At 58.4% G+C, this 24,078-nt stretch carries 30 protein-coding genes and 1 tRNA gene; 15 read left to right on the plus strand and 16 right to left on the minus strand.

Annotated features, from left to right (window positions below; genetic code table 11):
* Positions 1-20: 20 nt before the first annotated feature.
* On the minus strand, positions 21-413 hold the full coding sequence (locus BN1012_RS05045; RefSeq protein WP_043948779.1) for a hypothetical protein: 393 nt from the start codon (positions 411-413) through the stop codon (positions 21-23).
* A gap of 79 nt (positions 414-492) precedes the next feature.
* Between BN1012_RS05045 and BN1012_RS05050 the strand changes: the two genes are divergently transcribed.
* Both BN1012_RS05050 and BN1012_RS05055 read left to right on the plus strand, forming a co-directional pair.
* Complete coding sequence (locus BN1012_RS05050) at positions 493-1,350, plus strand: hypothetical protein (RefSeq protein ID WP_043948780.1); 858 nt, start codon at positions 493-495, stop codon at positions 1,348-1,350.
* 39 nt (positions 1,351-1,389) lie between these two features.
* Positions 1,390-2,145, plus strand: coding sequence for a hypothetical protein (locus BN1012_RS05055; RefSeq protein ID WP_043948781.1), 756 nt, complete (start codon positions 1,390-1,392; stop codon positions 2,143-2,145).
* A gap of 59 nt (positions 2,146-2,204) precedes the next feature.
* On the opposite strand, the gene BN1012_RS16690 is transcribed toward BN1012_RS05055, so the two are convergent.
* The 14 genes from BN1012_RS16690 to BN1012_RS17910 all read right to left on the minus strand — a co-directional run bounded on the left by BN1012_RS16690 (position 2,205) and on the right by BN1012_RS17910 (position 10,253).
* Positions 2,205-2,807: a gp16 family protein gene (locus BN1012_RS16690; RefSeq protein WP_052534631.1), complete on the minus strand. Its 603-nt coding sequence runs from the start codon at positions 2,805-2,807 to the stop codon at positions 2,205-2,207.
* Positions 2,804-3,466, minus strand: a complete 663-nt coding sequence (locus tag BN1012_RS05065) for a hypothetical protein (RefSeq protein WP_043948782.1) — start codon at positions 3,464-3,466, stop codon at positions 2,804-2,806. The genes BN1012_RS16690 and BN1012_RS05065 overlap by 4 nt, the downstream gene beginning before the upstream one ends.
* Positions 3,466-3,846 carry a hypothetical protein gene (locus BN1012_RS05070; RefSeq protein WP_043948783.1) on the minus strand — a complete coding sequence of 127 codons (381 nt, stop codon included), beginning with the start codon at positions 3,844-3,846 and terminating at the stop codon, positions 3,466-3,468. Before BN1012_RS05070 ends, BN1012_RS05065 begins: the two co-directional genes overlap by 1 nt.
* 1 nt (position 3,847) lies before the next feature.
* Complete coding sequence (locus BN1012_RS05075) at positions 3,848-4,339, minus strand: hypothetical protein (protein ID WP_043948784.1); 492 nt, start codon at positions 4,337-4,339, stop codon at positions 3,848-3,850.
* Positions 4,340-4,341: 2 nt separating this feature from the next.
* A complete protein-coding gene (locus tag BN1012_RS05080; protein ID WP_043948785.1) occupies positions 4,342-4,620 on the minus strand; it encodes a hypothetical protein in 279 nt (92 codons plus the stop codon).
* Positions 4,617-4,922, minus strand: a complete 306-nt coding sequence (locus BN1012_RS05085) for a DUF2312 domain-containing protein (RefSeq protein WP_043948786.1) — start codon at positions 4,920-4,922, stop codon at positions 4,617-4,619. Before BN1012_RS05085 ends, BN1012_RS05080 begins: the two co-directional genes overlap by 4 nt.
* Entirely contained in the window at positions 4,922-5,536 is a 615-nt protein-coding gene (locus tag BN1012_RS05090; RefSeq protein ID WP_043948787.1) for a DUF3164 family protein, read from the minus strand. The genes BN1012_RS05085 and BN1012_RS05090 overlap by 1 nt, the downstream gene beginning before the upstream one ends.
* Positions 5,533-5,919: a hypothetical protein gene (locus tag BN1012_RS05095; protein ID WP_043948788.1), complete on the minus strand. Its 387-nt coding sequence runs from the start codon at positions 5,917-5,919 to the stop codon at positions 5,533-5,535. Before BN1012_RS05095 ends, BN1012_RS05090 begins: the two co-directional genes overlap by 4 nt.
* A complete protein-coding gene (locus BN1012_RS05100) occupies positions 5,916-6,119 on the minus strand; it encodes a hypothetical protein (RefSeq protein ID WP_145973423.1) in 204 nt (67 codons plus the stop codon). The genes BN1012_RS05095 and BN1012_RS05100 overlap by 4 nt, the downstream gene beginning before the upstream one ends.
* A gap of 4 nt (positions 6,120-6,123) precedes the next feature.
* Positions 6,124-6,513 (minus strand): hypothetical protein, encoded by a 390-nt coding sequence (locus BN1012_RS05105; protein WP_043948790.1) that lies wholly within the window; start codon positions 6,511-6,513, stop codon positions 6,124-6,126.
* A complete protein-coding gene (locus BN1012_RS05110) occupies positions 6,510-7,115 on the minus strand; it encodes a hypothetical protein (RefSeq protein ID WP_043948791.1) in 606 nt (201 codons plus the stop codon). Before BN1012_RS05110 ends, BN1012_RS05105 begins: the two co-directional genes overlap by 4 nt.
* Positions 7,115-7,759 carry an AAA family ATPase gene (locus BN1012_RS05115; RefSeq protein ID WP_052534634.1) on the minus strand — a complete coding sequence of 215 codons (645 nt, stop codon included), beginning with the start codon at positions 7,757-7,759 and terminating at the stop codon, positions 7,115-7,117. Before BN1012_RS05115 ends, BN1012_RS05110 begins: the two co-directional genes overlap by 1 nt.
* A 65-nt stretch (positions 7,760-7,824) precedes the next feature.
* Positions 7,825-9,972: a Mu transposase C-terminal domain-containing protein gene (locus BN1012_RS16695; protein WP_052534637.1), complete on the minus strand. Its 2,148-nt coding sequence runs from the start codon at positions 9,970-9,972 to the stop codon at positions 7,825-7,827.
* A complete protein-coding gene (locus BN1012_RS17910; protein ID WP_081826223.1) occupies positions 9,969-10,253 on the minus strand; it encodes a helix-turn-helix domain-containing protein in 285 nt (94 codons plus the stop codon). Before BN1012_RS17910 ends, BN1012_RS16695 begins: the two co-directional genes overlap by 4 nt.
* 145 nt (positions 10,254-10,398) lie before the next feature.
* Here BN1012_RS17910 and BN1012_RS17360 point away from each other — a divergent pair, with 145 nt between their 5' ends.
* Both BN1012_RS17360 and BN1012_RS05130 read left to right on the plus strand, forming a co-directional pair.
* Positions 10,399-11,157: a S24 family peptidase gene (locus BN1012_RS17360; RefSeq protein WP_052534640.1), complete on the plus strand. Its 759-nt coding sequence runs from the start codon at positions 10,399-10,401 to the stop codon at positions 11,155-11,157.
* The gene (locus BN1012_RS05130) at positions 11,154-11,585 is read left to right on the plus strand and encodes a hypothetical protein (protein ID WP_145973424.1); all 432 of its coding nucleotides are present in this window, start codon (positions 11,154-11,156) and stop codon (positions 11,583-11,585) included. Before BN1012_RS17360 ends, BN1012_RS05130 begins: the two co-directional genes overlap by 4 nt.
* A 390-nt stretch (positions 11,586-11,975) precedes the next feature.
* Here BN1012_RS05130 and BN1012_RS05135 read toward each other — a convergent pair.
* Positions 11,976-12,049: transfer RNA gene (locus BN1012_RS05135), tRNA-Gln, on the minus strand.
* Positions 12,050-12,227: 178 nt separating this feature from the next.
* Here BN1012_RS05135 and BN1012_RS16705 point away from each other — a divergent pair.
* From BN1012_RS16705 to panB, 11 genes are all read left to right on the plus strand, one after another.
* Positions 12,228-12,773, plus strand: a complete 546-nt coding sequence (locus tag BN1012_RS16705) for a response regulator (RefSeq protein ID WP_052534642.1) — start codon at positions 12,228-12,230, stop codon at positions 12,771-12,773.
* 164 nt (positions 12,774-12,937) lie between these two features.
* A complete protein-coding gene (locus BN1012_RS05145; RefSeq protein WP_244442950.1) occupies positions 12,938-14,251 on the plus strand; it encodes a Ppx/GppA phosphatase family protein in 1,314 nt (437 codons plus the stop codon).
* A 15-nt stretch (positions 14,252-14,266) separates the two neighbouring features.
* A complete protein-coding gene (locus BN1012_RS05150) occupies positions 14,267-15,007 on the plus strand; it encodes an RlmE family RNA methyltransferase (RefSeq protein ID WP_043948793.1) in 741 nt (246 codons plus the stop codon).
* Positions 15,008-15,187: 180 nt separating this feature from the next.
* Entirely contained in the window at positions 15,188-16,663 is a 1,476-nt protein-coding gene (gene guaB, locus BN1012_RS05155; RefSeq protein WP_043948794.1) for an IMP dehydrogenase, read from the plus strand.
* A complete protein-coding gene (locus BN1012_RS05160) occupies positions 16,660-17,913 on the plus strand; it encodes an RsmB/NOP family class I SAM-dependent RNA methyltransferase (protein ID WP_043948795.1) in 1,254 nt (417 codons plus the stop codon). Before guaB ends, BN1012_RS05160 begins: the two co-directional genes overlap by 4 nt.
* Before the next feature lie 15 nt (positions 17,914-17,928).
* A complete protein-coding gene (gene guaA / locus BN1012_RS05165; RefSeq protein ID WP_043948796.1) occupies positions 17,929-19,512 on the plus strand; it encodes a glutamine-hydrolyzing GMP synthase in 1,584 nt (527 codons plus the stop codon).
* A 4-nt stretch (positions 19,513-19,516) separates the two neighbouring features.
* Positions 19,517-20,272 (plus strand): tetratricopeptide repeat protein, encoded by a 756-nt coding sequence (locus BN1012_RS16710; RefSeq protein ID WP_171815914.1) that lies wholly within the window; start codon positions 19,517-19,519, stop codon positions 20,270-20,272.
* A 95-nt stretch (positions 20,273-20,367) separates the two neighbouring features.
* The gene (locus tag BN1012_RS05175) at positions 20,368-21,252 is read left to right on the plus strand and encodes a hypothetical protein (RefSeq protein ID WP_043948797.1); all 885 of its coding nucleotides are present in this window, start codon (positions 20,368-20,370) and stop codon (positions 21,250-21,252) included.
* Positions 21,253-21,338: 86 nt separating this feature from the next.
* Positions 21,339-22,208: a hypothetical protein gene (locus BN1012_RS05180; protein ID WP_145973425.1), complete on the plus strand. Its 870-nt coding sequence runs from the start codon at positions 21,339-21,341 to the stop codon at positions 22,206-22,208.
* Between the two features lie 30 nt (positions 22,209-22,238).
* Positions 22,239-23,087, plus strand: coding sequence for a glycerophosphoryl diester phosphodiesterase membrane domain-containing protein (locus BN1012_RS05185; RefSeq protein WP_171815915.1), 849 nt, complete (start codon positions 22,239-22,241; stop codon positions 23,085-23,087).
* Positions 23,088-23,170: 83 nt separating this feature from the next.
* Entirely contained in the window at positions 23,171-23,989 is an 819-nt protein-coding gene (panB, locus tag BN1012_RS05190; RefSeq protein ID WP_043948800.1) for a 3-methyl-2-oxobutanoate hydroxymethyltransferase, read from the plus strand.
* The last annotated feature ends 89 nt before the right edge of the window (positions 23,990-24,078 follow it).

A 24,078-nucleotide genomic window follows, 5' to 3' on the forward strand; every position in this document is an offset into this window, starting at 1 on the left:
CAGTTGTCGGGGGTTGCAGGTCAGAACAGCGAAATTTGATCCCGGTCTTTGGTTTCAGACCTCATGGACTTAGCGATGCGCTCCACGGTGCGCACGTGGACATGGGCCCGCCGTGCGGCAGTGCTCTGGGATACGCCTTCCAAAAGCAGCTTTCGGATTTCCTGACGCTTTGCTGCGTCATCGGCCATGGGTCCCAGCGGGACAAGCACCTGGCCATATCCAAGTTCGTCTAAGACCGCTTGAGCACGGGTGCGCCCAAGCAGCTGAACCAGGCGATGGTTTGTCCTCAGGGTCTGAGGCAGATACATCCGCTGACCACCCCATTCTTTGGCCACAAGCAATGCCGCATCCTTGCCCGCCGCGTCTGCGACGCGAGCCAGAAGATCAGGCAGGTGCTCGTGGGTTTCAGCCATGGTGCGGTTGCCACCTGGTAGACTGAAGAATCGAGTACAATGTGGGATTGTTTTTAGTTGTACTGAACGGAGCTTGCCGATGGGAGAAAATGACATCGTCACGCAATGGTGGATTAACCGTCGAAGCACCATTTTTGATTTGCAGGAACCTTTGCAATTCTCGGCGGCAGAGACCCGGATCGCGTTGGTTATTCTCGTTCCTTTCATCCTTGCTGCTTTCGTGTATCTGGGAGTGACTGTGACCGCCGCACTCGCGGGCTCCAATCTTGACGCAGCTGGAGTCTTTCTTGGTGTGTGCGCCGTCTTTGCCGCATTCTGTGCTATAGCAATTGACCGACATCGGATCACGGTGAGGACGGCAGCGGAGGCTAAAGTCGTGCGACTGGGGCTCGGCCCCGAGCTTATTGAGCAGATGCTCGTTTTCACCCGTGCGTGTACTCGAGCTGAGAGCAATTCTGAAAGTGCCAGTCGGCACGGAAGCCCGTCGGTGTTTGTTCACTCCGCATATAGCTATCTTCAACTCGAGGCCCCAAGTGACAGAGCCTACAGGTCGATATTGCCACTTATCGGCTCGCTTCCTGAACGGGACGTTGATCGTGTAACGACATGCGTTTCTGATCGAATGCGGTTCGAGCAAGAGGGTTTTCAAGGCCGGTGGCTGGATACAGTAGAAATCTGCAATGTTCTGACCAGCGCAGCATCTGCGGCTGCTGTTTCCACGCTCAGGGCAGGCGAGGCTCTTGCTGACGAATTTGACTTTGAACAGGGCTGCATGCGTGCGCTTCAGATTATTAGAGATGCTGAGCTCGAAATGGAACTTCAGATGGGAACGCGGCACGTACATGAGTGTATAGAAACTGCGCTCGCAGGCATCGCGCGCAGACGGAGCAGTTGGGCCGAGGATGTGGTTGCCCGTTATGTAGAAGCCAATTCCTGAAGAGAGTTCACAGCTTTGATTGACAAAGGTAGGGGCTGAATGAGGAAGCCAAATTGGCCGGAGCTTTCTATAGGGGGGCTTGCCGGGTTCTTTTTTGCCGTATTCGTTACGGGTGCCATGTTCCCACCTGGTTGGACCGGCACGCTGGAAACTGCGGCTCCGCTGTTGGCCCCTGCTGCAGCAATCTTTATCGCGGCTTTTGCAGTCTGGCACAGTGAGATAAGCCGCCGCCGCGATCGAGATGAGGAACGAGAGGCTTTTCTCCCATTCGTGGCGCGCGAGATTGACTCGACCGTTACGAGCGCAATCAATTTTTCCAAAGGTGTCCCCACTACCAAGAATCCTTGGACGGACGCTGAAGATGTCCAGCTCGCGAGGCTCGAGATGCGTGTATTGATGCTCTTTGGCACGGATGATCGACCGAGCATCGCCCATGCTGATCGGATCGGCGTACTTGGGAAAGACGCCGCAGACCTGACTTTTCGAATACACTCCATGATCCACGGTGCTGCAGTAGCCTCGATGCGACTCTGCCTTGCGCGGGGAGCGATGCCGAGCGTTGAGACGTTCGATGTTTTCCGCCATGCGGTCGGTAGCGCGGTAGTTATGCGTTGCTGCCTTGCTGGCGCGATATTTGGACGAGTCAATTTTGATTCTGCTAGTCGGGATGACATTCGCGACACTCTGCTGGTACTTGGCATTGCTGGCACAGGAGAACCCCGCGCAGACCTCAAAGCCATCGCAGAACACTGCGATGCAATGCACTGGTATGATACGTGGAGTTCGACATTTTAGTTTCGATGCCGCGCTAGCGTTCCATGAAGTGGGCGTGGCAGGAGAGCCGGTGCAGTGAGTCATTCGGCATGATCCTCTCCAGCTGGTCCAGCAGGCCCGTCGCCAAGCAGCTGCCGCATATTCACGCTCGCCGCATCCAGTTCCTTGTCAGTCATCTGGTTCAGCTCGTCTCGGGTCGGCGGCGTGTCGTACCCTTCGTCTCGCAGTTCCTGAGCCAGCCAGATTGCAAGGTGGTGCTTCGCGTCATGTCCATTGCTGGGCACGTCGAAGCCCGCCTTGGCGCACATGTCCTTGAGGGCTTCAATGACCTTGTTGGCGTCGTCCGGTGTGACCCAGCTCAGATCGCCGACAGGTTTACCGGTCTGCCGGGCTGTGAAGGCAAGCAACGCGCGGTCCTGTGGATTGCGCACAACACGCAGGCACCAAAGCGTAATCCAAAGCGCACGCATCTTCGGCAGCTGCGCCGGGTACTTTTTCTTTTGCTTCACGTGAAACCCTTTGGCCTTCATTTCATCGACGACCAGGGCAAGTTGTTTGTCGTTGCAGTCTGCAGCGGACCGGTGACCGGTCACGCGCTCAAGCAGGCCGCGATAGGTTTCGTCGTCCAGGCCGAGCTCGCGCTTTCCTACATGGACTTTCTTTATGAGGTTACTCCGGGTCATAGGATCATCTCCGGCTTCGTATCGCGGTAGAGCCGCCCCATGACGGTGCCGGCCGGCTGGCCAGCTTCCCAGACGAACCAGCCGTGTGCGGTGGCGGACCCCGTCTTCCTGTCTGCAGGTGGAATATCAAACCGCCAGCAGGTGGCTCGCTCGCCGCAGATGTAGACGCGTTGTGGCGGGTGCTCGTCCCACCAGGTACGGCGGACATCGCTTTCCCAAAATGCCCATCTTTGGAAGCAGACAATCTTGCGGGCACCAAGTTGGATGGCCTTCTCAACGAACTCGCAGGCCTTGGAAAATGGTGGGTTCATGAAAACAGTGAAGTCGCCGGGAACGTCCAACGCCTCGGCCGACAGAAAGTCCCGCTGCGCTGCCTGGCCTTTGAAGCCCCAATGGGCGATGTCCCAGGCCACAGTCCAATACCCGACATCACGCGCGGCGTTTGTCAGAACGCCAGTTCCGCAACACGGGTCTAGAACATTGGTGGTCAGCAGCTCGGCATTGAGAATGGCCTTGGCTGCCCATGGGTCGGTTTCAAAGCATTCGAGCTTGCGGGCCTGGTCTTCGAGATCTTCGAAGCCATCAGACAGAAGCGCACCTGGGAGGTGGTCACCGGCAGGCTTGCGGGAATTCGGCAGGTTGTTGAACAGGGGTTCCATCAGCGGACATCCTTTTCTGCATCAAGGTGATGCACAGCGGTGAGGGTGAGCGCGCAGCGCAGCTGCTCCATGGCTTGCTCTGGCGACAGCGATCCACCGCCTGCTTCCATGCGATTGTTAAAGTGAGGTGTGAGTTGGTTGCCGGGAACGCCGAGCGACAGGGCCAGCTCCAGAGCGGCCTTGTGGACGGCTATGGCGCAGACCTGACGAGGTGTGCCGCGTCCTGCCGGCGTGTCGGAGACGCGGCCTGCTAGAGCCCGTGTGGCGCTTTGAAGGACATCCATCAAATGCTGGCGCTTGTCGCCGCGCAGGCAGGCGCGCAACGGCATCACTGCGAAGCAGAGTTCTTCAAGCGCGCTATGGAGCGGACCGCGCGTCATTTCAGTGGCCTACCGAGAGAGGGTCATCGAAGGGCGTGTAGCTTTCGGCAGCAAGGTCGCGGCAGTCGTTGCACATCCGATGGTGATGGCCACTCGATATGAAGGGCGTCTTGCAGGTCATGCACTTTTTCGGGCCCGCGCCGTCGTGGCCGCGCGTCACATTGACCGCCTTGCTGGTGCCATGTGGGCTATGGCGCCAGGGCAGTGACCAGGCATCATGCTGCTTGGAGTAAAACCGCGACGGCAGGGGACGGCCGGATTTGCTCTTGCGGTTGCGCTCGATGCGAATGTGGCCAAGCGCGGCGAGCCGGTCGAGCGAACCTTCCGCCTGGGCAAACTCACAGCCGCATTGCGCAGCCAACTCTGAAATCGACGGCGCTGTCGCTGACGCGCGGCACAGATCATTAATCAACGTGAGCAGCGCGCCGTCATATCCGCGAAGGGCAACGCGGCTCGGATTGTGCCGTGTGAATGAAGCTTGTGCGATGGGCATGGCTATTCAGTCCCTCCGCAAACAAGTTCGCGGAGCCAGCGGCCTGCTTCAGTCGCGTTGCCAACCTTGCGGCGGGGCGTGCCGTCCGAGGCTAGACGGGCTTCGAGGACCTTGGTTGCTTGCAGTCGGATGGCGTGCTTGTTGAGGTCGCGTGCCTTCGCTTCACGGAAGAGGGTCGACTTTTCCGCATCCAGCGCTACCTTCTCGTAGTCGATCGACGCGATGCGAACCGCAAAGGCGTGGCCGGAGTTGGGGAGCGGACTATTGGGGCGATCGGTCATGTGTCGCCGCCCTCACGTGTACGTACGCGCGTAGCAACTGCCGTGCCAGATTTGCCCCGCAAAATGCTGTGGTACAAATCCACAATACTGCGACGTTCGTGGAACGCCTCCGGGTCTTGCTTGCGCTCCGACATGCACTGGCGCAGCGCCTTTACATCAAAACCCATTCCTCGCGCTTCGCGATACACGTCTGCTTTGTCCGCATTCAGCCCGGTGATTTCTTCCTCTATGCGTTCAACACGCGAGACGAGTGCGCGGAGTTGACCTTCAGCGCCGGAGTTATGTCCTTGCTTGGCCACCATTACGCACCTGCCATATCGAGAGAGATTTGGCGGTACTTGTCGGTCTCGCCAATCCGTTCATAAATGCGGATGTAGCTCCGCGTCCCATGGACCGTGACTGCATCCGAGATCGCCTCCATGGCGCGTTTCCATTTCGGGTCGTCGATCTCCAGCTTGCGCAGGCCGAGGACGCGCTGAGTATCTATGCGCCCCTTGTTGACCTGAAACGCATCGTTGACGAGCACCTTGATCTTGTCGTCCGCACCGCCTGACCATTCGGCGATGCATTCATCGATCAGCGCCTTGGCAGCCTGCAGACCCTCGTCGAAGGTGATCAGTTCTGAGATGGCGCGGAGCACGCGGTACTTGCCATCGAAAGACGTCAGCTGGACATTGCCCTTACGACCGCCAAGCTTCACGTCATAGCGCTCTGCCGACAGGTCGAGGAATGCTTGGATTTCATCAAAGATTTGCGATTTGAACGCTGCGATCGCCCGGTTGAGGTCCGCTGCCTCTTCCACAACAGCGAGTACAAGTGCGTCGCGTTCTTTGTCGATAGGTTTGACCAGACTTTCAGGCACCAACTTGCCAGTAGAGTCCTGCATGTAGCCATCTGGAATTTGCTTCTGTGTCATGACGAGCTCCGAAGTGTCTGTCGCTGTGAAAACATTGTTCGCCACCACCGGGTCAGCTGCCGTAGCGGCCGGGCACGTCTGTCCGGTGAAGACGTCGACCAACGTGGCGCGGCTTTGAGGGCGGCGGCGGTTGCATCGACAGTGTCGAGCTGAGTGCGCAGGGCCTCGTAGCTGACCTGCACATCACGCGACGTGTCGCCACTGCCATTCAGAGCATTGGCCAGCTCAACGGCTTCGCAGTGGCGGCGAGACGCCGAGCAGAGGCCTTCGAGGACAAGGACCCGAATTGCCAGGGCGCGCTCTTCGTGAGGCATCAGCATCACGCGGCCGTTGTCGCGAATGGACACAGCAAGCGCAGCGGGATCAACGTAATGAGAGCTCATGCGGCACCTCCATTCCACGGGTCGTGAGGGCGCTGCTTGCGTGCTTGGAAGGTCACAACATTGTCGGATGGCGGCCGCGCTTCGAGGGCGCGCACTTCCTGCACCAGGCCGCGCAGCTCTCGCATCTCAGCCCGAAAGTCGCGCTCCTGCAGGTTGCTGTCGTCCTGGGCGCTCACCAGCCTGTCGATGGCTGCACTCATGCGATCACTGATCATTGTCAGAGCCTTTCGTTTTGATACGGCTGTGGGGACATCCCGACCGGCACGCGCGATGGAGGCGGGGCCGGATCGGGCTTTCGAAGGTGAGGTCTTTTTTCTGCTCACGCGCGCATTGATCGCGCCCGATTTCACCAAGCACTGGGCATTCAAGTTTTTCGCCCATGAACTTGCCGCGCACCCGCTGCTCGATACGGTCCATCCGGCCTTTGTAGGTGTTGGACAGAACTTGGCTGACGATGCCTGCTGACAGGTCCAGCGCCTTGGCGATCTGGTTTTGGCTTGGGCCGGCGTCTACCTGCTCAGCGAGAGCCTCCACCCAATCTGGCGCATCGCCACCCCACGCCTTGCGTGCTTTGTTGAGCTTTGTTTCGGTCATGAAGGCGCTCCTTCTATGACGCGCCGCTCACGGGTGTTGTGGTCATAAACAGAGCGAGTTGTGGGGTTCCAGGACGGTGCAATGCGCCCGGTGTCATTGAGCAAAAGCCAGCGCGTTTCACCCGGCTCATTCGACGGGAACTTTTTCAGGTATCCGACATTTGCCAGGGCATTGAGGTAGCGGCGGGCGGCATCGATGTCCGTCTTCTTGCCCGAACTCGAAGCGGCAATGACGAGCGCATTCGTCGATGATTTCTTCGTGATGCGCAGCGCGTGCCATACCCGGTGCCGGAAGGATTTGGCACGTGGCTTGGGAGGTGCTGTGAAGGGGCGCACGATGCCGGGCCTGAAGCCGTCGCGCAGGCGCTTGTGGCCTTGGGACGTGGCCATGTAAACGCCTTTTGAAAGGCGTTTGACACTCTTCGCAGTGATCAGCCTGGACACTGCAGCCGTCACATCCGTGCCGCGCTTTGGTTTGGTCAGGTCGACCAGCTGCTTGTACGTCAGTGACCCTTCAGCAGCGCACAGCGCTTTGAGGATGCGCTCGCCGAGGCCAGGCTTTTTGTCTGCCTTCGGAGTGTTAAGGTTAACCGATTGGGTCATCAGGCAACCCTCCGGCGTTCGGCTTGTTCAAGCCGGGCGATGCCGTTGAGGAGACGTCGCATGCTGCCGCCTGTTTCGCGGTGCAGCTGCTCAACCTGATCGTTTGAGACCTTAACTTCAGCCAGCTCGTCGCAGATCAATCGGACATCAGCCACGGTGTTGGCATTGAACTGCGCCGTGTAGGCAATGCGACTGCTGATCTGCTCAAATCGTTTGAGGGTTGCACCGACGCCGTTGTGTCCGCCGATGATGATGGGCGTCTCTGTGTAGTCGGAGATATCCCGCAGCACTTCGATGATGCCGCCATGCATGGCGTGCTGGATTTCGTCCACCATGATGGGCTGCTCGGATTGGGAGATGGCCCGCACAGCGCTGTTGAACATGACCTCAGTAGACCGGGCATGGGCTTCACCCAGATGGGTCATGAGATCGCGCAAGGCCCAGTTGACCGTCCAGCCTTTCTTCGCGCGTATCAGGATCGAGTCTTTCTGGGTCGACCACCAAACGAGCGTTGCAGTCTTGCCAAGGCCGGGGGTGCCTTCAGCCAGCAGCCACGACGCTTCGGGTGCGCCGCGCGTTTTGACGACCTCAACGCCGGCCATGAAGGCTTTGACGTTGGATGTCTTTACAAATTTCTTCCGCATCTTTTGTCCTCTACGTGGGCCTGCTGTTTGAAAACCGCCCGCAGGCGTGCGGCTCTTCAACCGGGTTAGTCTTCAGGCGGCTTCTCGTCCGTCATGGCGTGGACCATCACCATCATGTCGACGTCCATTTCAGCGGCGCACAGGTCGCCTTCCTGCTGATCATTGAGTTCGTGGCGGTGGCGGCGGGCCCAGATCACCCACTCGTATCCAAACTTGGCGGGAGGCGGATCATCGCCCCACCGCTTGTTCTCAAGCTTGACGACCTCGGGTTTCGACTGCTCTTCGAGTTCCGCCAGAGCGCGGTCCGCCATCTCTTCTTCTTCGGGTGTCAGCTCATGACGCTTGTGGGTGCCTTCGATGGCACTCAGATTGTCGGCGGCTGCGCGGGTCGCTGGTGTTTCGTGCGGGGTGGTGGCATTGGGGAAGGCCAGGACTGTTTCCGCCTTGTCGGCGGCTTCCTTGGCAATCTGATCCGCGAGTAGATGGGGCCTGTATTGCTTGGCCCGGCGTCGGGCAGTCTCGCGGGCACCGTTAATGACGCGTTGTTGCAGGATGCGCGCCATTCGCGCGATCTCCCTGCGGTCAGCGCCCGTGCGTTCCGGTGCTTCGGCAACGCAGATGAATTCACCTTCAAGCGTGTAGACGTGGATCCGCCCCATGTCGCAGGGATCGACGCGGACATGCACCCGCTTGCCAATACGCGGCCCTAGTTCCGGAGCGATGAAGGCGGTTGCCTCGACGTGGATGCCCTTCTTGCCAACGACGCGGATGCCGTCCTTGTCGGGGGCTTCCATGAGCATGAGGTCGAGAATGCGGTCGTTGGGCACCCTGCGGACACCGCCTGTCCAGAAATACGCCATCTGCATGGGCGTCTTGCCTTTTAGGCTGCTGTGCTGGCTGCGCTGGTAGTGGTTCTCTATCCACTCGTCACATAGCTCCTGCAGCCCGGCCGCTGAGAGCTTGATGTCAATGACTTCGTTGGCCGAGCCGAACCGTTGCGAGAAAGAACGCTGTGCCTCAATCGCCTTGCGATCAGAAACGTTGTGACCGACAAAACCGGGCAGAAGGGAAAGCAGGTCGCGCGCCATCGTTCCGAAGAAACGCTCGATGTGAGGCTTACCTTCCGGTGTGAACGGCGGACACAAGTGATGGCCGATACGAAGGTCCTGCAGAGCGCGCTTGAAGTGTGTCGATACGAAGTCTTTGCCGTTATCGGTCTTGATCGTGTCCGGCACTCCCCAGTCGAGGATGGCCTTGCGCAAGACAGCAGTAGCAGCAACGGCCTTTGGCGTTGCTGTCACAAGGATCTTCGCGCGGCGAGAGTAGACATCAATGATGCCGGTGATGTTCATACGCTTGCGCGTGCCATCCGCCTCGATGGTCATGACATCGGCTGGCGTTGCGTCGATTTCCCAGACCTGGTTGAGCGCCACAACGTTTTCACTCGATGAACCGAAGGCAGCCTGGTACTTGGACTTGGCGCGGTCGGGGTCCTGCATCGATAAGAGTTCTGCAGCGTGCTTCTTTTTGAACGCCGACATCCAGCGCTGCATGGTGCGCTTTGGAATGGTGACGCCGAACTGCGCGTTGACCCCACGTATTAGTTGGTTGGCTGTTAGCTGGGCGCGGGTTTCGATCTGGGTGGCACAGAAGTCACGCAGCTTTGGGTCATTGTCGATCGTGCCTTTGCCCTCGCGGTGGCCGTAGTTGCCCTTTAGAGCTTCTATGCCTTGGCGGTTGGCCTTTCTGATCCATGCCTCGAAAGTGCGGTGATTGAGCCGGTAGACATAGTCCCGGACCCATTCGGGTATCTGCAGGTCGTAGGCCTTAGTAGGGTTGTTGTAGAGGTGGCAGAAGGCAGCGCGCGCGTGGCCTCCCTGCAGACCGGAATGAGCTACAAAGACCTTGAACATGTTCACGGCATAGAGGCGCGCCTGGCCACGGTTGCGTTCACCTCGAACACAAGGCGTGTACGTGGCGTCATCGTCCCGCTTCTCATACGGTGCATCCGGATCAAACGCGCGGCGTGCGAGGGCTATCCGGGCAACTTCCGGCAAGGATGAGATGTGGTATTCTCTACCGCCGCCGCGTGCTTCTCGTGGCCGGCTTACCCACTCTTCGCGTTTGGCAAGAGCCAGGATGTTCCGAGCAGTGCCGGGAAGTCCCGGAATGCTGAAGCCCGCAAGTTCTTTGGTTGTGAACCACTCACTCATGCGGCTTCATCTCCGCTAAGAGTGGTAGGCGACGAACGCTTCGTGCGCCGATCGATAGGTTCGCCGTCTTGGTCATATCGATCCGGCCACAAGGCCGAAGGGTGGCAACCGAGGGCTTCCGCAATCAATCGCTGCGGGCGCTCGGCGCGTTGTTTCTTGACCCTTGTGAACGAAACGATCGTCACATTGTATTTGCGCGCCAACGCCGCAAAAGATAGGCCGCGCTTTCCCAATGCAGCTTTGATATCGTGCCATGTCACCTGATCAGGGGCGGGAAGCATCGGAAGATTCTCCGTCTATGCCTAGAATGCTAAGTAAACACGTTTATTTCTAAGCATGTGGCTAGAAAAACCAGTACATGTCAACAAGACGTGCACTTAAAGCAGAGAAAAAATTGGAAGGTGCTGATTTTTCAGCCGTATTTGCATGTCGACAGAACGTACAAAATCAGGCTTAGGCCGAGGAAAAGCCGTCGAAAATGCAAGTGAGGTTGAGGAATCGGGCTTGGGAGACCGCATTTCCAAGGTGGTCGCGCTCTATCCGACAAAGAAAAAAGCTGCTTCAACCGCCGGTGTTTCGTCTGATCAACTGACCAACTACGAAAGAGGGAAGCATCGCGCTCCCTTCGAGGCACTAGGCAAGTTGGCTACCGAGCAGGATGTGCGATTGGAGTGGCTTCTTAGCGGCGAAGGACCGATGCATCGAGCAGACCCATATCAGCTTGCTGGTGGTGGTGAAGCGATCGGGGTGAGGGGTGCACTAGCGTCAGAAGCTTTTGTTCTCGTGCCCAGATACTCGGTGCAAGCGTCGGCTGGACCAGGCGCTGTGGCGCCCGATGAGGACGTTCTAGAGTACTTGGCATTTAGGAGAGACTGGCTCTCAACGATCGGCGTCCAGCCCCAGAATGCGAAACTGCTCCAGGCAGTTGGCGACTCGATGGCTGACACGATTCTGGATGGTGATATTCTTTTGCTTGATACCGGTGTCGATAGGATCGTTGACAACGCGGTCTATGTCATAATCTTGCACGGGGCCGTCATGGTGAAGCGGGTGCAGTTGATGGTTGATGGGTCAGTTACCGTACGAAGTGATAACCCGAAATATGAAGCAGAAAGACTAGCAGCGGATGATGCTGCAGGACTTCAAATTGCCGGCCGGATTCGGTGGCACGGGAGGACAATGTGACAACTTCAGATCAGGATCGTGCAATGGCTACTGGCAAATGGATTGCCGCCGGGAGCGTTGGTCTTGCTGTCGTTGGTTTCATGCTATGGGCAATGGGCGCTTTCACACCTGCTGTTCCGGTTGAGGAAACACAGCAACAAGCGTTCGAGCGACAATGCCGTAACAAGATCGAAGCGCTAGTGAATGCAGAGTTTATGGGCACTTCAGATTTGGGTGTTCGAGACGAAGCTATCACTAATCGGGGCACCCTTGGATATGACGGTGTATCAGTGCAATTTCTGGACAACTGTAGCTACAAAGTGACCTCTTTTGTGGAGGCACCAAATGGCTTCGGTGTAACCGTGCGCCACAATTATACTGCCGTCCTGATCAATGACCGGGAACGCAACGAGTGGCGCTTAGAAAGCTTCGAGGCGCTTCCTCGATAGGCCGAAGTAGAACATCATTCCAACGCCGTTTTAGTCGTCCAACTTCTTTTCCTGGCATGCCTGGTCTGCGCCCGGAGTTTTCCGCCATTTAATTGCTGACGCCCTTTGTTCTGAAAGATGGACGTCTGGCATCCATGTTGGCGGGTAGCATCTACCACCTGAACCCAAGAACCCAAGGGATGGCGCGTGGTGCCGCAAGTTGCCTCTGCGCAAACTATGTGGCGCGTCATGCTTTTTTCTTCACGCAATATCGTCGCGCAAATTTTTGGGTGTCCCCACCTAAGCCGTTGATTTACCGGATGTTCCCGGCATATCCCGCACAATCCCGGGTAACTCAGCACACACCGTATCTATGTGGCGCGGTACAGTTTTGCAATTGGAAAGTGGTGTTGGCTGGGGGACTAGGATTCGAACCTAGACTGGCGGAGTCAGAGTCCGCTGTCCTACCATTAGACGATCCCCCAACGAGGAAGCGGCGGTTTACCTTGAAGGCTCATCGCCTGTCAAACCTCTTTCTCGTCTTGTAGATTAACACTTGCCGGTTAAGGCCACATTTACCCGTCCACAGCGATACTTCTTAACGATTGTCCGCCGTCATGAATGGTGCGTGCGAGACATCAAGATTGGGCTGGAGGTGGTCAAATGTCAGATATGTCGGCGCACGCGAAGCGTGACCTGTCCAAGCGTCACATCGTGATGGTTGAGGAATCGTCCTATCTGCGCTCGATCCTGACCCAGCTCGTTAAGTCGTTTGAGCCGCGAACCTTCGACATGTTCCCGGATGAAGAACAAGCAATTGCCCGCATGGCGTTTGCGCCCACGGACTGCGTTCTGATCGACTGGCGTCCGGAAGAGGGCATAGGCCCCAAGCTGCTGAAATACATCCGACGCAACACGGCCTGCCAGTCTCCTGAGACTGGTGTGGTCTGCATGGCGGCCACGCCGTCTCGTGAGTCCGTTGAGCTTGCACGTGACAATGGGTCAAATGTGTATGTGACCAAGCCGTTCTCGGCCACGGAATTGCGCAAGAAGATCGAAGCATCGATTTATGCCCCTCGGAATTTTGTGGTGGCAGAAGGCTTCGTGGGACCCGACCGCCGTCACCGCAAAGCATCCTTCGATGGCGGGGACCGGCGTGGTGCAGGTCCGCTGACCCAGAATGAAATCGATTCCATGATGGCCGATTAGGCCAGTCCACCTCCCGTCCGGCGATTGCCGCCTTGCGCCCTGTTTGGGGTGTATGAGGCCCTCTGGCTTGCAGCCAAGAGGGGTGCTAGGCTTTTGCCAAGTTCAACATAAATCCGCGCTGCATCCAGCTTTTTCAGGGCGTAGCAGTGCGAGGAGTGGGACGGGTGGACGACTCGCACGAGACCGTGCGGGTGGCCCCGGCTTCCCCTGGCGACACCGGGCAACGCGCCCGGACTGACGCCGGAGTGCCTGGCGCCACACGTGTGGAAAAGCAGCACTCTTTGCCGGACGGCGAAGTGACACCGCGGGTGCGCCAGCCCGACGGTAGCAGCAACGCGTCTTCTGCCCAGCGGACCCAATCAGACAAGTCAGATAAACCCCGCAACAAGAACCGGCCCCGTCGCGGCAAAAACCGCGGTGCGCAACAGCGCTGTCACGCCGCCATTGATCTTGGTACCAATAATTGCCGTCTCCTGATCGCCAAGCCCTCAAGCTCAGGGTTTGAGGTGGTCGATGCGTTTTCCCGCATCGTGCGCCTGGGGGAGGGGCTGGGCACCCATAACATGCTCACTGAAGGCGCGATGGACAGGGCCATTTCGGCGCTGCGCATCTGTGCGTCCAAAATGCGCCGCCGCAATGTGGTCAGTGCCCGTGTGGTGACAACCCAGGCGTGCCGCCATGCGGACAACGCGGATGTCTTCATGGAGCGTGTGTCCCGCGAAACAGGCCTGGAGCTGGAAGTGCTCAGTCCGGAGGACGAAGCCCGTCTGGCGGTTCTGGGTTGCGCACCATTGCTGGACCGCAAGGCAAAGCGGGCTCTGGTCTTTGACATTGGTGGCGGATCGACCGAGCTCGTATGGCTTGATCTGTCGGACAAGAGCGCAAACGGCGAGCCTGAGTTGCTGGCCTGGGCATCCCTCCCGGTCGGCGTGGTCACCCTTGCGGACAGATATGATGGCCGCACGGTCAATCGATCCGGCTACGAAGCCATGGTCAGGGAGGTCAAGGCCTTGCTGGATGACCGGCCATGGTCTGAGGAACTGGACACGGAGCTGTCGCAGGCTGTGGCCAATGGCGATATTCACCTGCTTGGCACATCCGGGACAGTCACGACCATCGCCGGCATCCACCTGGGGCTCAAGCGGTACGACCGCTCGAAAGTGGATGGCATCTGGGTGGACTTTGCTGATGTTGCCGCTGTAACAGACGGCCTGAGCATCATGAACTTTGAGGAGCGGGCGAGCGTGCCGTGCATCGGTAAGGAGCGCGCAGATCTGGTTCTGGCCGGGTGTGCCATCCTCGAAGCCATACAGACCTCATGGCCATGTGAGCGCCTGCGCGTGGCGGACAGGGGGTTGCGTGAGGGCATCCTCATCACCTTGATGCGTGAAGAGCGCCGCAATCAGAAGCGCAAACGCCGCCGCCGCAGGGGCGGCCGTAACCGCCGTCCACCGGGTGCCAAGCCCGCAAACAAGTAAGCAGTAGTTGATCGAATGGCCCGGAAAAAGAAAAGCGGCGGTGACTCTGGCAGCATGGCCAGTTCGCGCGAACTCAAGCAGCGCGTGAAAACCGCACGCGGTCGCAAGAACTCGTCCACATTGTGGCTGCAGCGCCAGCTCAATGATCCATACGTAGCCGCAGCCCGCCGAGACGGATTTCGCAGCCGGGCGACCTACAAGCTCATTGAGATCGACGACAAGTATCACCTGCTCAAACCCGGATACCGCGTACTGGATCTTGGTGCAGCCCCCGGCGGTTGGACGCAGATTGCCGTGAAACGCACAGGTGCTGCCAACGGACGCGGCGGGGAGGTCGTCGGGATCGACCTCTTGCCGATTGAGCCCATCGCCGGGTCCACGCTGCTTGAAATGGATTTCATGGCTGACGAGGCACCGGATGAACTGAAACGCCAGATGGGCGGTCCTGCTGATGTTGTTCTGTCCGATATGGCAGCGTCCGCCACCGGCCATAAGCCGACCGATCATCTGCGCATTATGAGCCTGTGCGAGCTAGCACTTGATTTCGCGATGGAAGTGTTGAAACCGGGAGGCAGCTTTCTGGCCAAGGTGCTGCAGGGCGGTGCCGAGCGTGACCTGATGAAGACCCTCAAAACCAACTTCAAAGTCGTTCGCCACGTGAAACCAAAAGCCAGTCGCTCCGATTCGGCGGAAATGTACGTCCTGGCAACCGGCTTCAGGGGCACAGCGGCCGCCAAGGACGCGGACAACGCCTGATTTTCCGGCCTAATCGTGTCATTCACGGCACTTTGATGGCTCACGCATGGCTTGTTTGCGTTTGTGCAGCGCAAAACGGTTTGCTGTTGGGCTGCATCATGGTAATTACCCCCGCCAACAACGAGACCCTGCGTCCTACCTGCCACCCGGCAGCCCTGACACGCAGAAGCGGAGGTTGGCTTGCAAATCCAGAACGGAAATATCCCCGAGGCGCTCACATTCGACGATGTGCTGCTGCGCCCGGCTGCGTCTGACGTCCTCCCCGGAGACGTGGACACAAAAACCAAACTCACCGCCGATATTGAGCTTGGTATTCCCATCATTTCCTCAGCCATGGACACCGTGACCGAGGCTCCCCTTGCCATTGCCATGGCACAGGCAGGCGGCCTGGGCATTCTCCACCGCAACATGACACCGGACGAGCAGGCCGAGCAGGTTCGTCAGGTGAAGAAGTTTGAAAGCGGCATGGTCGTGAACCCGGTGACCATCGCCCCGGACGCCACTCTGGAAGACGCGCTGAACCTGATGGAACAGCACCGCATCTCCGGCATTCCGGTGGTCGAGGCAAACCAGAAACTCGTCGGCATCGTCACCAACCGCGACGTGCGGTTCGCCAGCAATCCAAAACAGCCGGTCTATGAGTTGATGACAAAGGAAGTCATCACGGTGCGCGAGAATGTTGGCCAGGATGAAGCCAAGCGCCTGCTCCACCAGCATCGCATTGAAAAGCTGGTCGTCGTGGATGACGCCTATTGCTGCACCGGCCTGATTACCGTCAAGGATATGGAGAAAGCCAAACTCCATCCCAATTCTTGCAAGGACGAGCAAGGTCGCCTGCGGGTCGGCGCGGCAACATCTGTGGGCGACGGCGGCTTCGAACGCACGGAAGCATTGATCGCGGCAGGCGCTGACGTCGTTGTGGTTGATACGGCCCATGGTCACTCGTCCGGCGTCTTGGACTCTGTGCGGCGCATCAAGCAGTTCAGCAACTACACACAAGTGATCGCGGGCAATGTCGCAACAGCAGAAGCCACCCGCGCACTGATTGAAGCCGGCGCCGACGCGATCAAGGTTGGCATTGGTCCAGGCTCTATCTGCACGACACGCATCGTGGCAGGTGTTGGTGTTCCTCAGCTGTCAGCCATTATGGAGTGCGCTGCGGAAGCCAAAGGCTCCGGTCGTCCAGTGATTGGAGACGGCGGTATCAAATACTCAGGCGACATGGCCAAGGCCGTGGCCGCTGGCGCAGACGTTGCCATGCTCGGCTCGCTCTTCGCAGGCACCGACGAAAGCCCCGGCGAAGTCTTCCTCTACCAGGGCCGAAGCTACAAAGCCTATCGCGGCATGGGCTCCATCGGTGCCATGGCCCGTGGCTCAGCTGACCGCTATTTCCAGTCGGACGTGAAAGACCAGCTCAAACTGGTGCCCGAAGGGATTGAGGGGCAGGTGCCTTACAAAGGCCCGCTCTCAGCCGTCCTTCATCAGCTTGTCGGCGGACTGCGTGCCTCCATGGGCTACACCGGCTGCAAGGACATTCCGACCATGCATGAGACGGCCAAATTCCACCGCATCACCAATGCGGGCCTTCTGGAAAGCCACGTGCATGACGTGACCATTACCCGTGAAACACCCAACTATCCGAGCCCGAGCCGTTGACGCCAGCAGCCCGCGTTGCGGCAGCAATCGAGATTGTAGAAGAAATCGAGCAGGCTCTGCGGCCCGCCGATGATGTTGTGCGCCAGTGGGGCCGCAGCCATCGCTTTGCCGGATCAAAAGACCGGCGCGCAATTTCCACACAGGTCTATTCCGTTCTCCGCAGGCGTGGCTACTACGCCAATGAGGTTGGAGAGCAGCCCCGGGCGCTGGTGATTGCTGACCTGGTGCTGGGCGAAGGCAAGGCCCCCCAGGAAGTCGCCGCGTTGTTCTCAGGCGAAGGCCACGCCCCGCCGCCACTCAGCGATGACGAACACACCTTGATCCGGACTCTGACCAGTGCAGACCAGGCGGGATTGCCGTCTTACGATGTGCCCGCGTTCCTGCTGCCGCAGCTTGAAGCAGCGTTTGGTGATGATCTGGATAAGGCGCTCGCAGCCCTTGACCGTCCCGCGTCCCTTGATCTGCGCGTCAATACCCTCAAGACAAGCCGTGAAGACGCTGCTGCCGCGCTCGCTGCCGTCAACATTGAGACCTCGCCCACACCCCATGCGCCCACTGGCCTGCGGGTGTCAGGCAATCACATGATTGCCGGCACCATTGCCTTCAAGGAAGGCCTGATTGAGCCGATGGACGAAGGCTCGCAGCTCGCCGCTGCGTTGGTCGATGCGAAGCCCGGCATGCAGGTGATGGACTTGTGTGCAGGCGGTGGTGGCAAGACGTTGGCCATTGCAGCCGCAATGCAGAACAAGGGTCAGATATACGCAACCGACACCGATGCACGCCGTCTTGGCAATCTTGCTCCGCGTATGAAGCGAGCGGATGCCCGTAACATCCAACCCATGAAATGGCCGCAGGACAGCAACTTCGGTGAGCTGACCGGCAAATGCGACCGTGTGCTGATTGATGTGCCTTGTTCCGGGACCGGCGCATGGCGCCGCCACCCCGAGCAGAAGTGGCGTGTGACAGCAGAAGAAATCGAAAAGCTCACCAAGACGCAGGATGCGCTCCTGCGCACCGCGTCCAATCTCGTAAAACCTGGCGGACGACTGGTCTATGTGACCTGCTCGGTTTTACCTTCAGAGAATGAAGAGCGGATCGACGCATTCCTGTCCTCCAACGCAGGCTTCAAAGCTGTTTTTGGCGAATCTGATCCTGCACCTGCGGGCGAATTCGGACTTCGCCTTGCCCCACATTCGCATGGCACAGATGGATTTTTCGTCTGCCGCCTTGAACGCACATCAACGCCATAACCTGACGAGCCCGATATGACGCACTCACCCGACTTGGACATCCCCGCAGGCGCCGATGACCGCGTGCTGATCATCGACTTTGGCAGTCAGGTCACACAGCTGATCGCACGGCGTGTGCGTGAGACAGGCGTCTACTCGGAGATTGTGCCCTACAACAAGGCGGACGAGGCCATCGACCGGCTGGCGCCCAAGGCGATCATCCTGTCGGGTGGTCCAGCCAGCGTCACCGGCATGGGCACGCCGCGGGCACCCGAACGCGTCTTTGACCTGGGCATTCCGGTTCTTGGCATTTGCTACGGACAGCAGACCATGGTGGCGCAGCTTGGCGGCCGCGTTGAGACAGCCGACGAGCGCGAGTTTGGCCGTGCTGAAATGACAGCCGGCGAACAATCAGCGTTGTTTGACGGTATCTGGGAAACCGGCGAAAGCGATCAGGTGTGGATGAGCCATGGCGACCGCGTGATTGAAATTCCTGAAGGCTTCAAGGTCATTGGAACAAGCGACAACGCGCCTTTTGCTGCGATTGCTGACGAACGCCGCCACTTCTACGGCGTCCAGTTCCACCCCGAGGTCGTGCACACGCTGCGCGGGGCGAAGCTGCTTGAAAACTTTACCCACAAGATCGCCGGCTGCGGCGGCAACTGGTCCATGGCCGCCTTCCGCGAAACGGAAATCAAGCGCGTGCGCGAGCAGGTAGGCAAGGGCAGGGTGATCTGCGGCCTGTCGGGCGGCGTCGATTCATCCGTGGTCGCCGTATTGCTGCACGAAGCCATCGGCGAACAACTCACCTGTGTGTTTGTTGACACGGGCATGATGCGCATGGGCGAAGCTGAAGAAGTCGTGACGCTCTTCCGCGATCACTACAACATCAAGCTCGTGCATGTGGATGCGCAAAAGCTCTTCCTCGACAAGCTCGAAGGCGTCACGGACCCAGAGCGCAAGCGCAAGATCATTGGCGCCACCTTCATTGACGTGTTTGACGACGAAGCCAAGAAAGTCGGCGGGGCTGATTTCCTCGCGCAAGGCACGCTCTACCCGGATGTGATCGAAAGCGTGTCTTTCGCAGGCGGGCCGTCTGTCACCATCAAGTCACACCACAATGTGGGTGGCCTGCCCGAGCGCATGAACATGAAGCTTGTCGAACCGCTTCGTGAGCTCTTCAAGGATGAGGTGCGCGTGCTGGGCCGAGATCTTGGTCTGCCTGAGCCTTTCGTGGGGCGTCATCCGTTCCCCGGGCCAGGCCTTGCTATCCGCATTCCAGGTGAAATTACGGGCGATCGTCTCGACATCCTGCGCAAGGCGGACAAGATCTACCTCGAAGAAATCCGCAATGCGGGCCTCTATGACGATATCTGGCAGGCCTTCGCGGTGCTGCTCCCGGTCAAGACCGTGGGTGTCATGGGCGATGAACGCTCTTACGAGTTTGTGTGCGCCCTGCGTGCCGTGACCTCAACAGATGGCATGACCGCTGATTACTATGACTTTAGTCATGAGTTCCTCGGACGTACCGCAACGCGCATCATCAACGAGGTTCGCGGGATCAACCGCGTGGTGTACGATATTACCTCAAAGCCTCCGGGCACGATTGAGTGGGAGTAACGCTGTGCGTATCAGGTTCATGCCGGTTGCAGTTGGTCTGGGTTTTGCCTTTGTTTCAGGCGTTCTCGCCGCCAATGCACAGGATTTCGAGGCACCGCCCGTAGAGGCAGTTGTCCTCGAAGAACCAGCGCCGGCAACAGAGCCGGAAGTGGCGCCAGGGCAGGCTGAGGCGCCGGAAGCAGGTGTGACCTCAGACGACCCCTCAATATCTGAACAGGACGCATTAGCCGAGACAGGACCCGAGGCAGGACCCGAGGCAGGACTCGAGCCAGAACCCGAGAAAGTCGATGCGATTGTTGAAAATGAACTGTGCCACGCGCAGTTCTTCGGCGACGGCACGCCGGAGCAGGCCATCATCCATTGCACCCGTGCCCTTGAAGCCGGCGACCTGCCCGAAGGCGACATGGTGACAGCCCACGTCAATCGTGGCGTGGCATACAAGTTGACGGGGCAGCTGGACGCAGCCATCGAAGACTACACCAAGGCGCTGGAGCTATCGCCTGAGAGCGGCGACATCTACACCACCCGTGCCAATGCATTTCTTGAGATGGCACAGTTGGATGCTGCAATAAACGACGCCAACAAAGCTCTGGCTTTCAACCCCAACTACGCCGCAGCCTATTTCGTCCGTGGACGGATTTTCGAAGCGCTGGGTCAGAAGGGTTTCGCAAGAGACGATTTTGTTCGTGCCTACGAACTTGCACCGGACAACAAGGACATCGAAGAAAAAGCCTGGGCCTACGGCAGCAACCAGAACTGACGCTGACCCAATTGTCCCTTGAACCCGATCCCCGGGTCGGCCAAGCTGACTAAACCAACCTCAATCCTAGGTTGGGCGGCCAATTGGGGGGAATAATGGTCAAACTTCCGGTTTTTGATGTTCTAGGTCGCGCTTTCACGGCACCTGCGCGCTACGGCTGGCCGTTGCTTCCCTACTTCCTCTGCGTAGCAGCAATTGCAATTGGCTTCATGTGGCTGATTTTTGGCTTGATTCCGTCAGGCGTGTCATCGACACCGGTCAATGGAGCCACACTCGACCAAGGCGATGGCGCAAGGTTCTGGCTGAGTTTCTTCGGCATAATCTTGTTGGTTTTCCTGTTTGTTTCTGTAGCAGTTCTGGTGCACCGGCAAGCAGCCGGTGTGCCGGATATTTGGAAACTGGGCTGGCCAACCTTGAGGTATATCGGGGTGAGCATTCTGATCAGTCTGCTTGCCGGTATTGTCTCTGCCGTCGCTTTTTTCGCAGCAAGTATTCTTGGTGGCGGACCAGAAGCCCTGGTCGGGATTGCAATGGGCGCAGTAGGTGAAGGGACCCCGATTCTCGCCATTGTGATGGTGCTTCTAGCCACAATCGCTATTTATGCCGTTTACGCACGGATCTCCCTCGCATTGCCGGCAACAGCAATAGGCGAGCATGGGACGATTTCACTTGCTTGGGAGATTTCTCGGGGCAACACCCTGCGCCTTTTGGCTGCTTGGCTATTGTACTTCATCCTTGTTGTCGTTCTGCAGGCAATAGCCGGTTTTCTTGCTGGGGGTTCGAGTGTGTTCAGCGGTGAGGAAACCACCGTGATGTCAGTCTTTGGGACGATTGTCGCCGTTATCTTTCTCTACTATTACGTCGTCTTCGGTATCGCATTCCTCACCTATTCTTATTTGGCGCTCGCCCCAAACAAAGACATGCTCGTCACACCTTCTTCGCAAGGCACCCCATCCGACTCCGCAGGTGGCTCATCCTGACTGTGTTACTCTTCCGAATACCCGCTACGGGCGGGTACACGTCCGTGCTGTAGCTTCAGTCGATAGGTCTGAGAATGGAGGGCAGGTTGGTCAAACTTCCGGTTTTTGATGTGCTGGGACGGGCGTTTGCTGCGCCGTTCAAATTCGCGTGGCCGTTGCTGCCGTTCTACATCGTATCGGCGGCCATAGGCCTCAGCCTCTTTTCCCTGGTCGCACCGCCGGGCGCGTTTTTGGGCACTGAAGAGATGGTGCCTGTCGAAGGAACCAGCGGGTACACCCTGTTTGGCGTGGCGGTCCTTGTCTATCTCATCTTCACATCTACAGCCGTGCTCACCCACCGCGTCGTGGCCGACGTCGATCACAAATGGCGGTTGGCCTGGCCGGTTGTCAGATATTTCCTCATTGCGATCGGGCTTCTCCTGATCGGTCTCGCCTATATGCTGCTTTGCTTCTTTTTTCTCTGGGCCACTGTCGGGTTTGAGAAAGGCTTTGAGATGGACGCAACCAACCTGGACCCTGGAATGGGCGTCGCTGTTGCTGTCTTTAGCTTGGTGGGCATCGTCATTGGTTCACGGTTGTTCCTGGCCCTGCCTGCGGCAGCGCTCCAAAGACCAGACTCGATCTTCCTGGCTTGGGAGGTCTCCAAGGGCAGCACGCTGCGGTTGCTGGTTGCCTGGCTCCTGTACTTTTTTCTGGTGATCATCATCGGCCTCGTAGTCGGATTTGTTGTGGGGGGCTCTGAGATCCTGATGGAGAACTCTGAGCAGGCCGGTGGGGCAGGCGACGGTGCCGCTGGCGGTTTCCTGGGGGCAATGAGTGCTGGTTGGCTTATTGCAAATGTTCTCTCGAACTACTTCCTCACAGTTGTTGGCGCAGCCTTTCTCACCTACTCGCTGATCGCCCTTCTGCCGAACGCAAAAGCGTCGCCACAAGTCAAAGCCGAGGCCGCAGATTAATCTGACCACCCAGCCCTAAGGGACATGACCATGCAAAAACTTCCACTGCGCGCCACGTGGCTGGCTGCCCTCAAGATGCCCTGGCAACACCGGGGCACGTTTTTCAAGATCATGTGGCCATGGCTGCTCGCCGCCGGCGTGGTCTATGTTGTGGCAGTTGTGATCAGCTTTGCTGCAATGGCCGGCGCGACGCCGCCGACAGGGGTTTTCGTGGTCTCGATGATTGCCGGCGTGATTGCAATGGTGCTTGCAAGCCCGGCCATCGTTGGCGCTCTGCGCTACGTCATTGCGGACGAAGCGCAAAGGCATGGGTTCGGTGAAAGGACGAAAAGGTTTCTGCTGGCCTATCTGGTTATGCTGGCGGTTTATCTGCCCGTGATGGGTCTTTACATGTTCTCAGGTCCGCAGATTGCGCCTGACGGCACATTCGGTTTTGCACGGCCTGGCCTGGCAATAGCCGTTATTGTCATCACACTGATCATTCTGCCGATTGTGATGCGGCTGGGATTTGTGTTCCCGGCAATCGTGGACGACGAGCCCATCGACTTTGCACGGGCATGGGGGCGAACCAAGGGAAACACCTGGCGCATTCTCTTCGGCTACCTGATCCTGAGTATGGGCATCACCTTTGTCGGCTCTTTTCTTGTCGGATTTTTAGGGGCATTCCTGACCGTCTTTTCCGGGCCATTGGCGCCCGTAGTCGCGATTTTTTCCATGCTGTTGAATGTCCTGCTCATGATTTACCTGCTGGTCTGCATCCTGTCCTGGTTTGGCCTTGCCTATCTTGCTCTGGCATCCAACCGTCCTGAGCCCCAAGCCGCGGTTTCTGACACTGGCAACGGCTCGTCGGGAAGCGGCTCAACAGGCAATGGCGGATGATTTGCCATTCCGGCCTCTGACAACTAGTGTGCTGCACCGCACAAAAGAAGGCTTGAGGCCTGAGTGTCAGGAGGTACATCCCCATGTCCGTTCAAAACACAATTCGCCGTAAAACCGTTCCGCAGATCCGGAACTCAAAGAACAACACGCCGGTGGTGTGCCTGACGGCGTATCATGCCCATACGGCCCGCCTGGTGGACCCGTATGTTGACCTGCTGCTGGTGGGCGACAGCCTCGGCATGGTCATGCACGGGATGGAAAACACGCTCGGCGTCTCGCTCGAGCTCATGATCCTGCACGGCAAGGCTGTGATGCGCGGGGCGGATCAGGCGGTGGTCGTCGTGGACATGCCCTTTGGTACCTATGAAGAGAGCCCTCAGATCGCATTCCGCAATGCGTCACGGGTAATCCATGAAACCGGCTGCACGGCCATCAAGCTTGAAGGTGGGGCCCGCATGGCGGAAACCATCCATTTCCTGTCAGAGCGCGGAATTCCCGTCATGGCTCATATCGGCCTGACGCCCCAAAGTGTGCAGACCATGGGCGGGTACAAGACCCAGGGCCGGACCACCGATGAGTGGGCCGCTCTGGAAGAAGACGCCCGCGCCGTGGCAGAAGCTGGCGCATTCTCTGTGGTTCTTGAGGGTATAGCCGAGCCCCTGGCCGCGCGCATAACCGGGCAGATTGACGTGCCGACAATCGGCATCGGTGCTTCCCCCGCCTGTGATGGCCAGATTCTGGTGCTGGAAGACATGCTGGGTCTCAACCCCAGCCCGGCCAAATTCGTCAAGGAGTTTGCCAGCCTGGGGGCTGCCATCGAGGGCGCGGCGGAGGCCTACGCAAAAGAAGTCCGCTCGCGCCATTTTCCTGCCAAGGAACACACCTACGCCATGAAGAAGTAGCTGCGTCGCGGCCTTGGAGCTGGACGATGACAAAGGCGTTAATTGCCTTTGCTTTCAACTACTTTATGGGTGGTATCACCGCGCAAGCC

The organism is Candidatus Phaeomarinobacter ectocarpi (assembly GCF_000689395.1).
Taxonomy (GTDB): Bacteria; Pseudomonadota; Alphaproteobacteria; order CGMCC-115125; family CGMCC-115125; genus Pyruvatibacter; species Pyruvatibacter ectocarpi.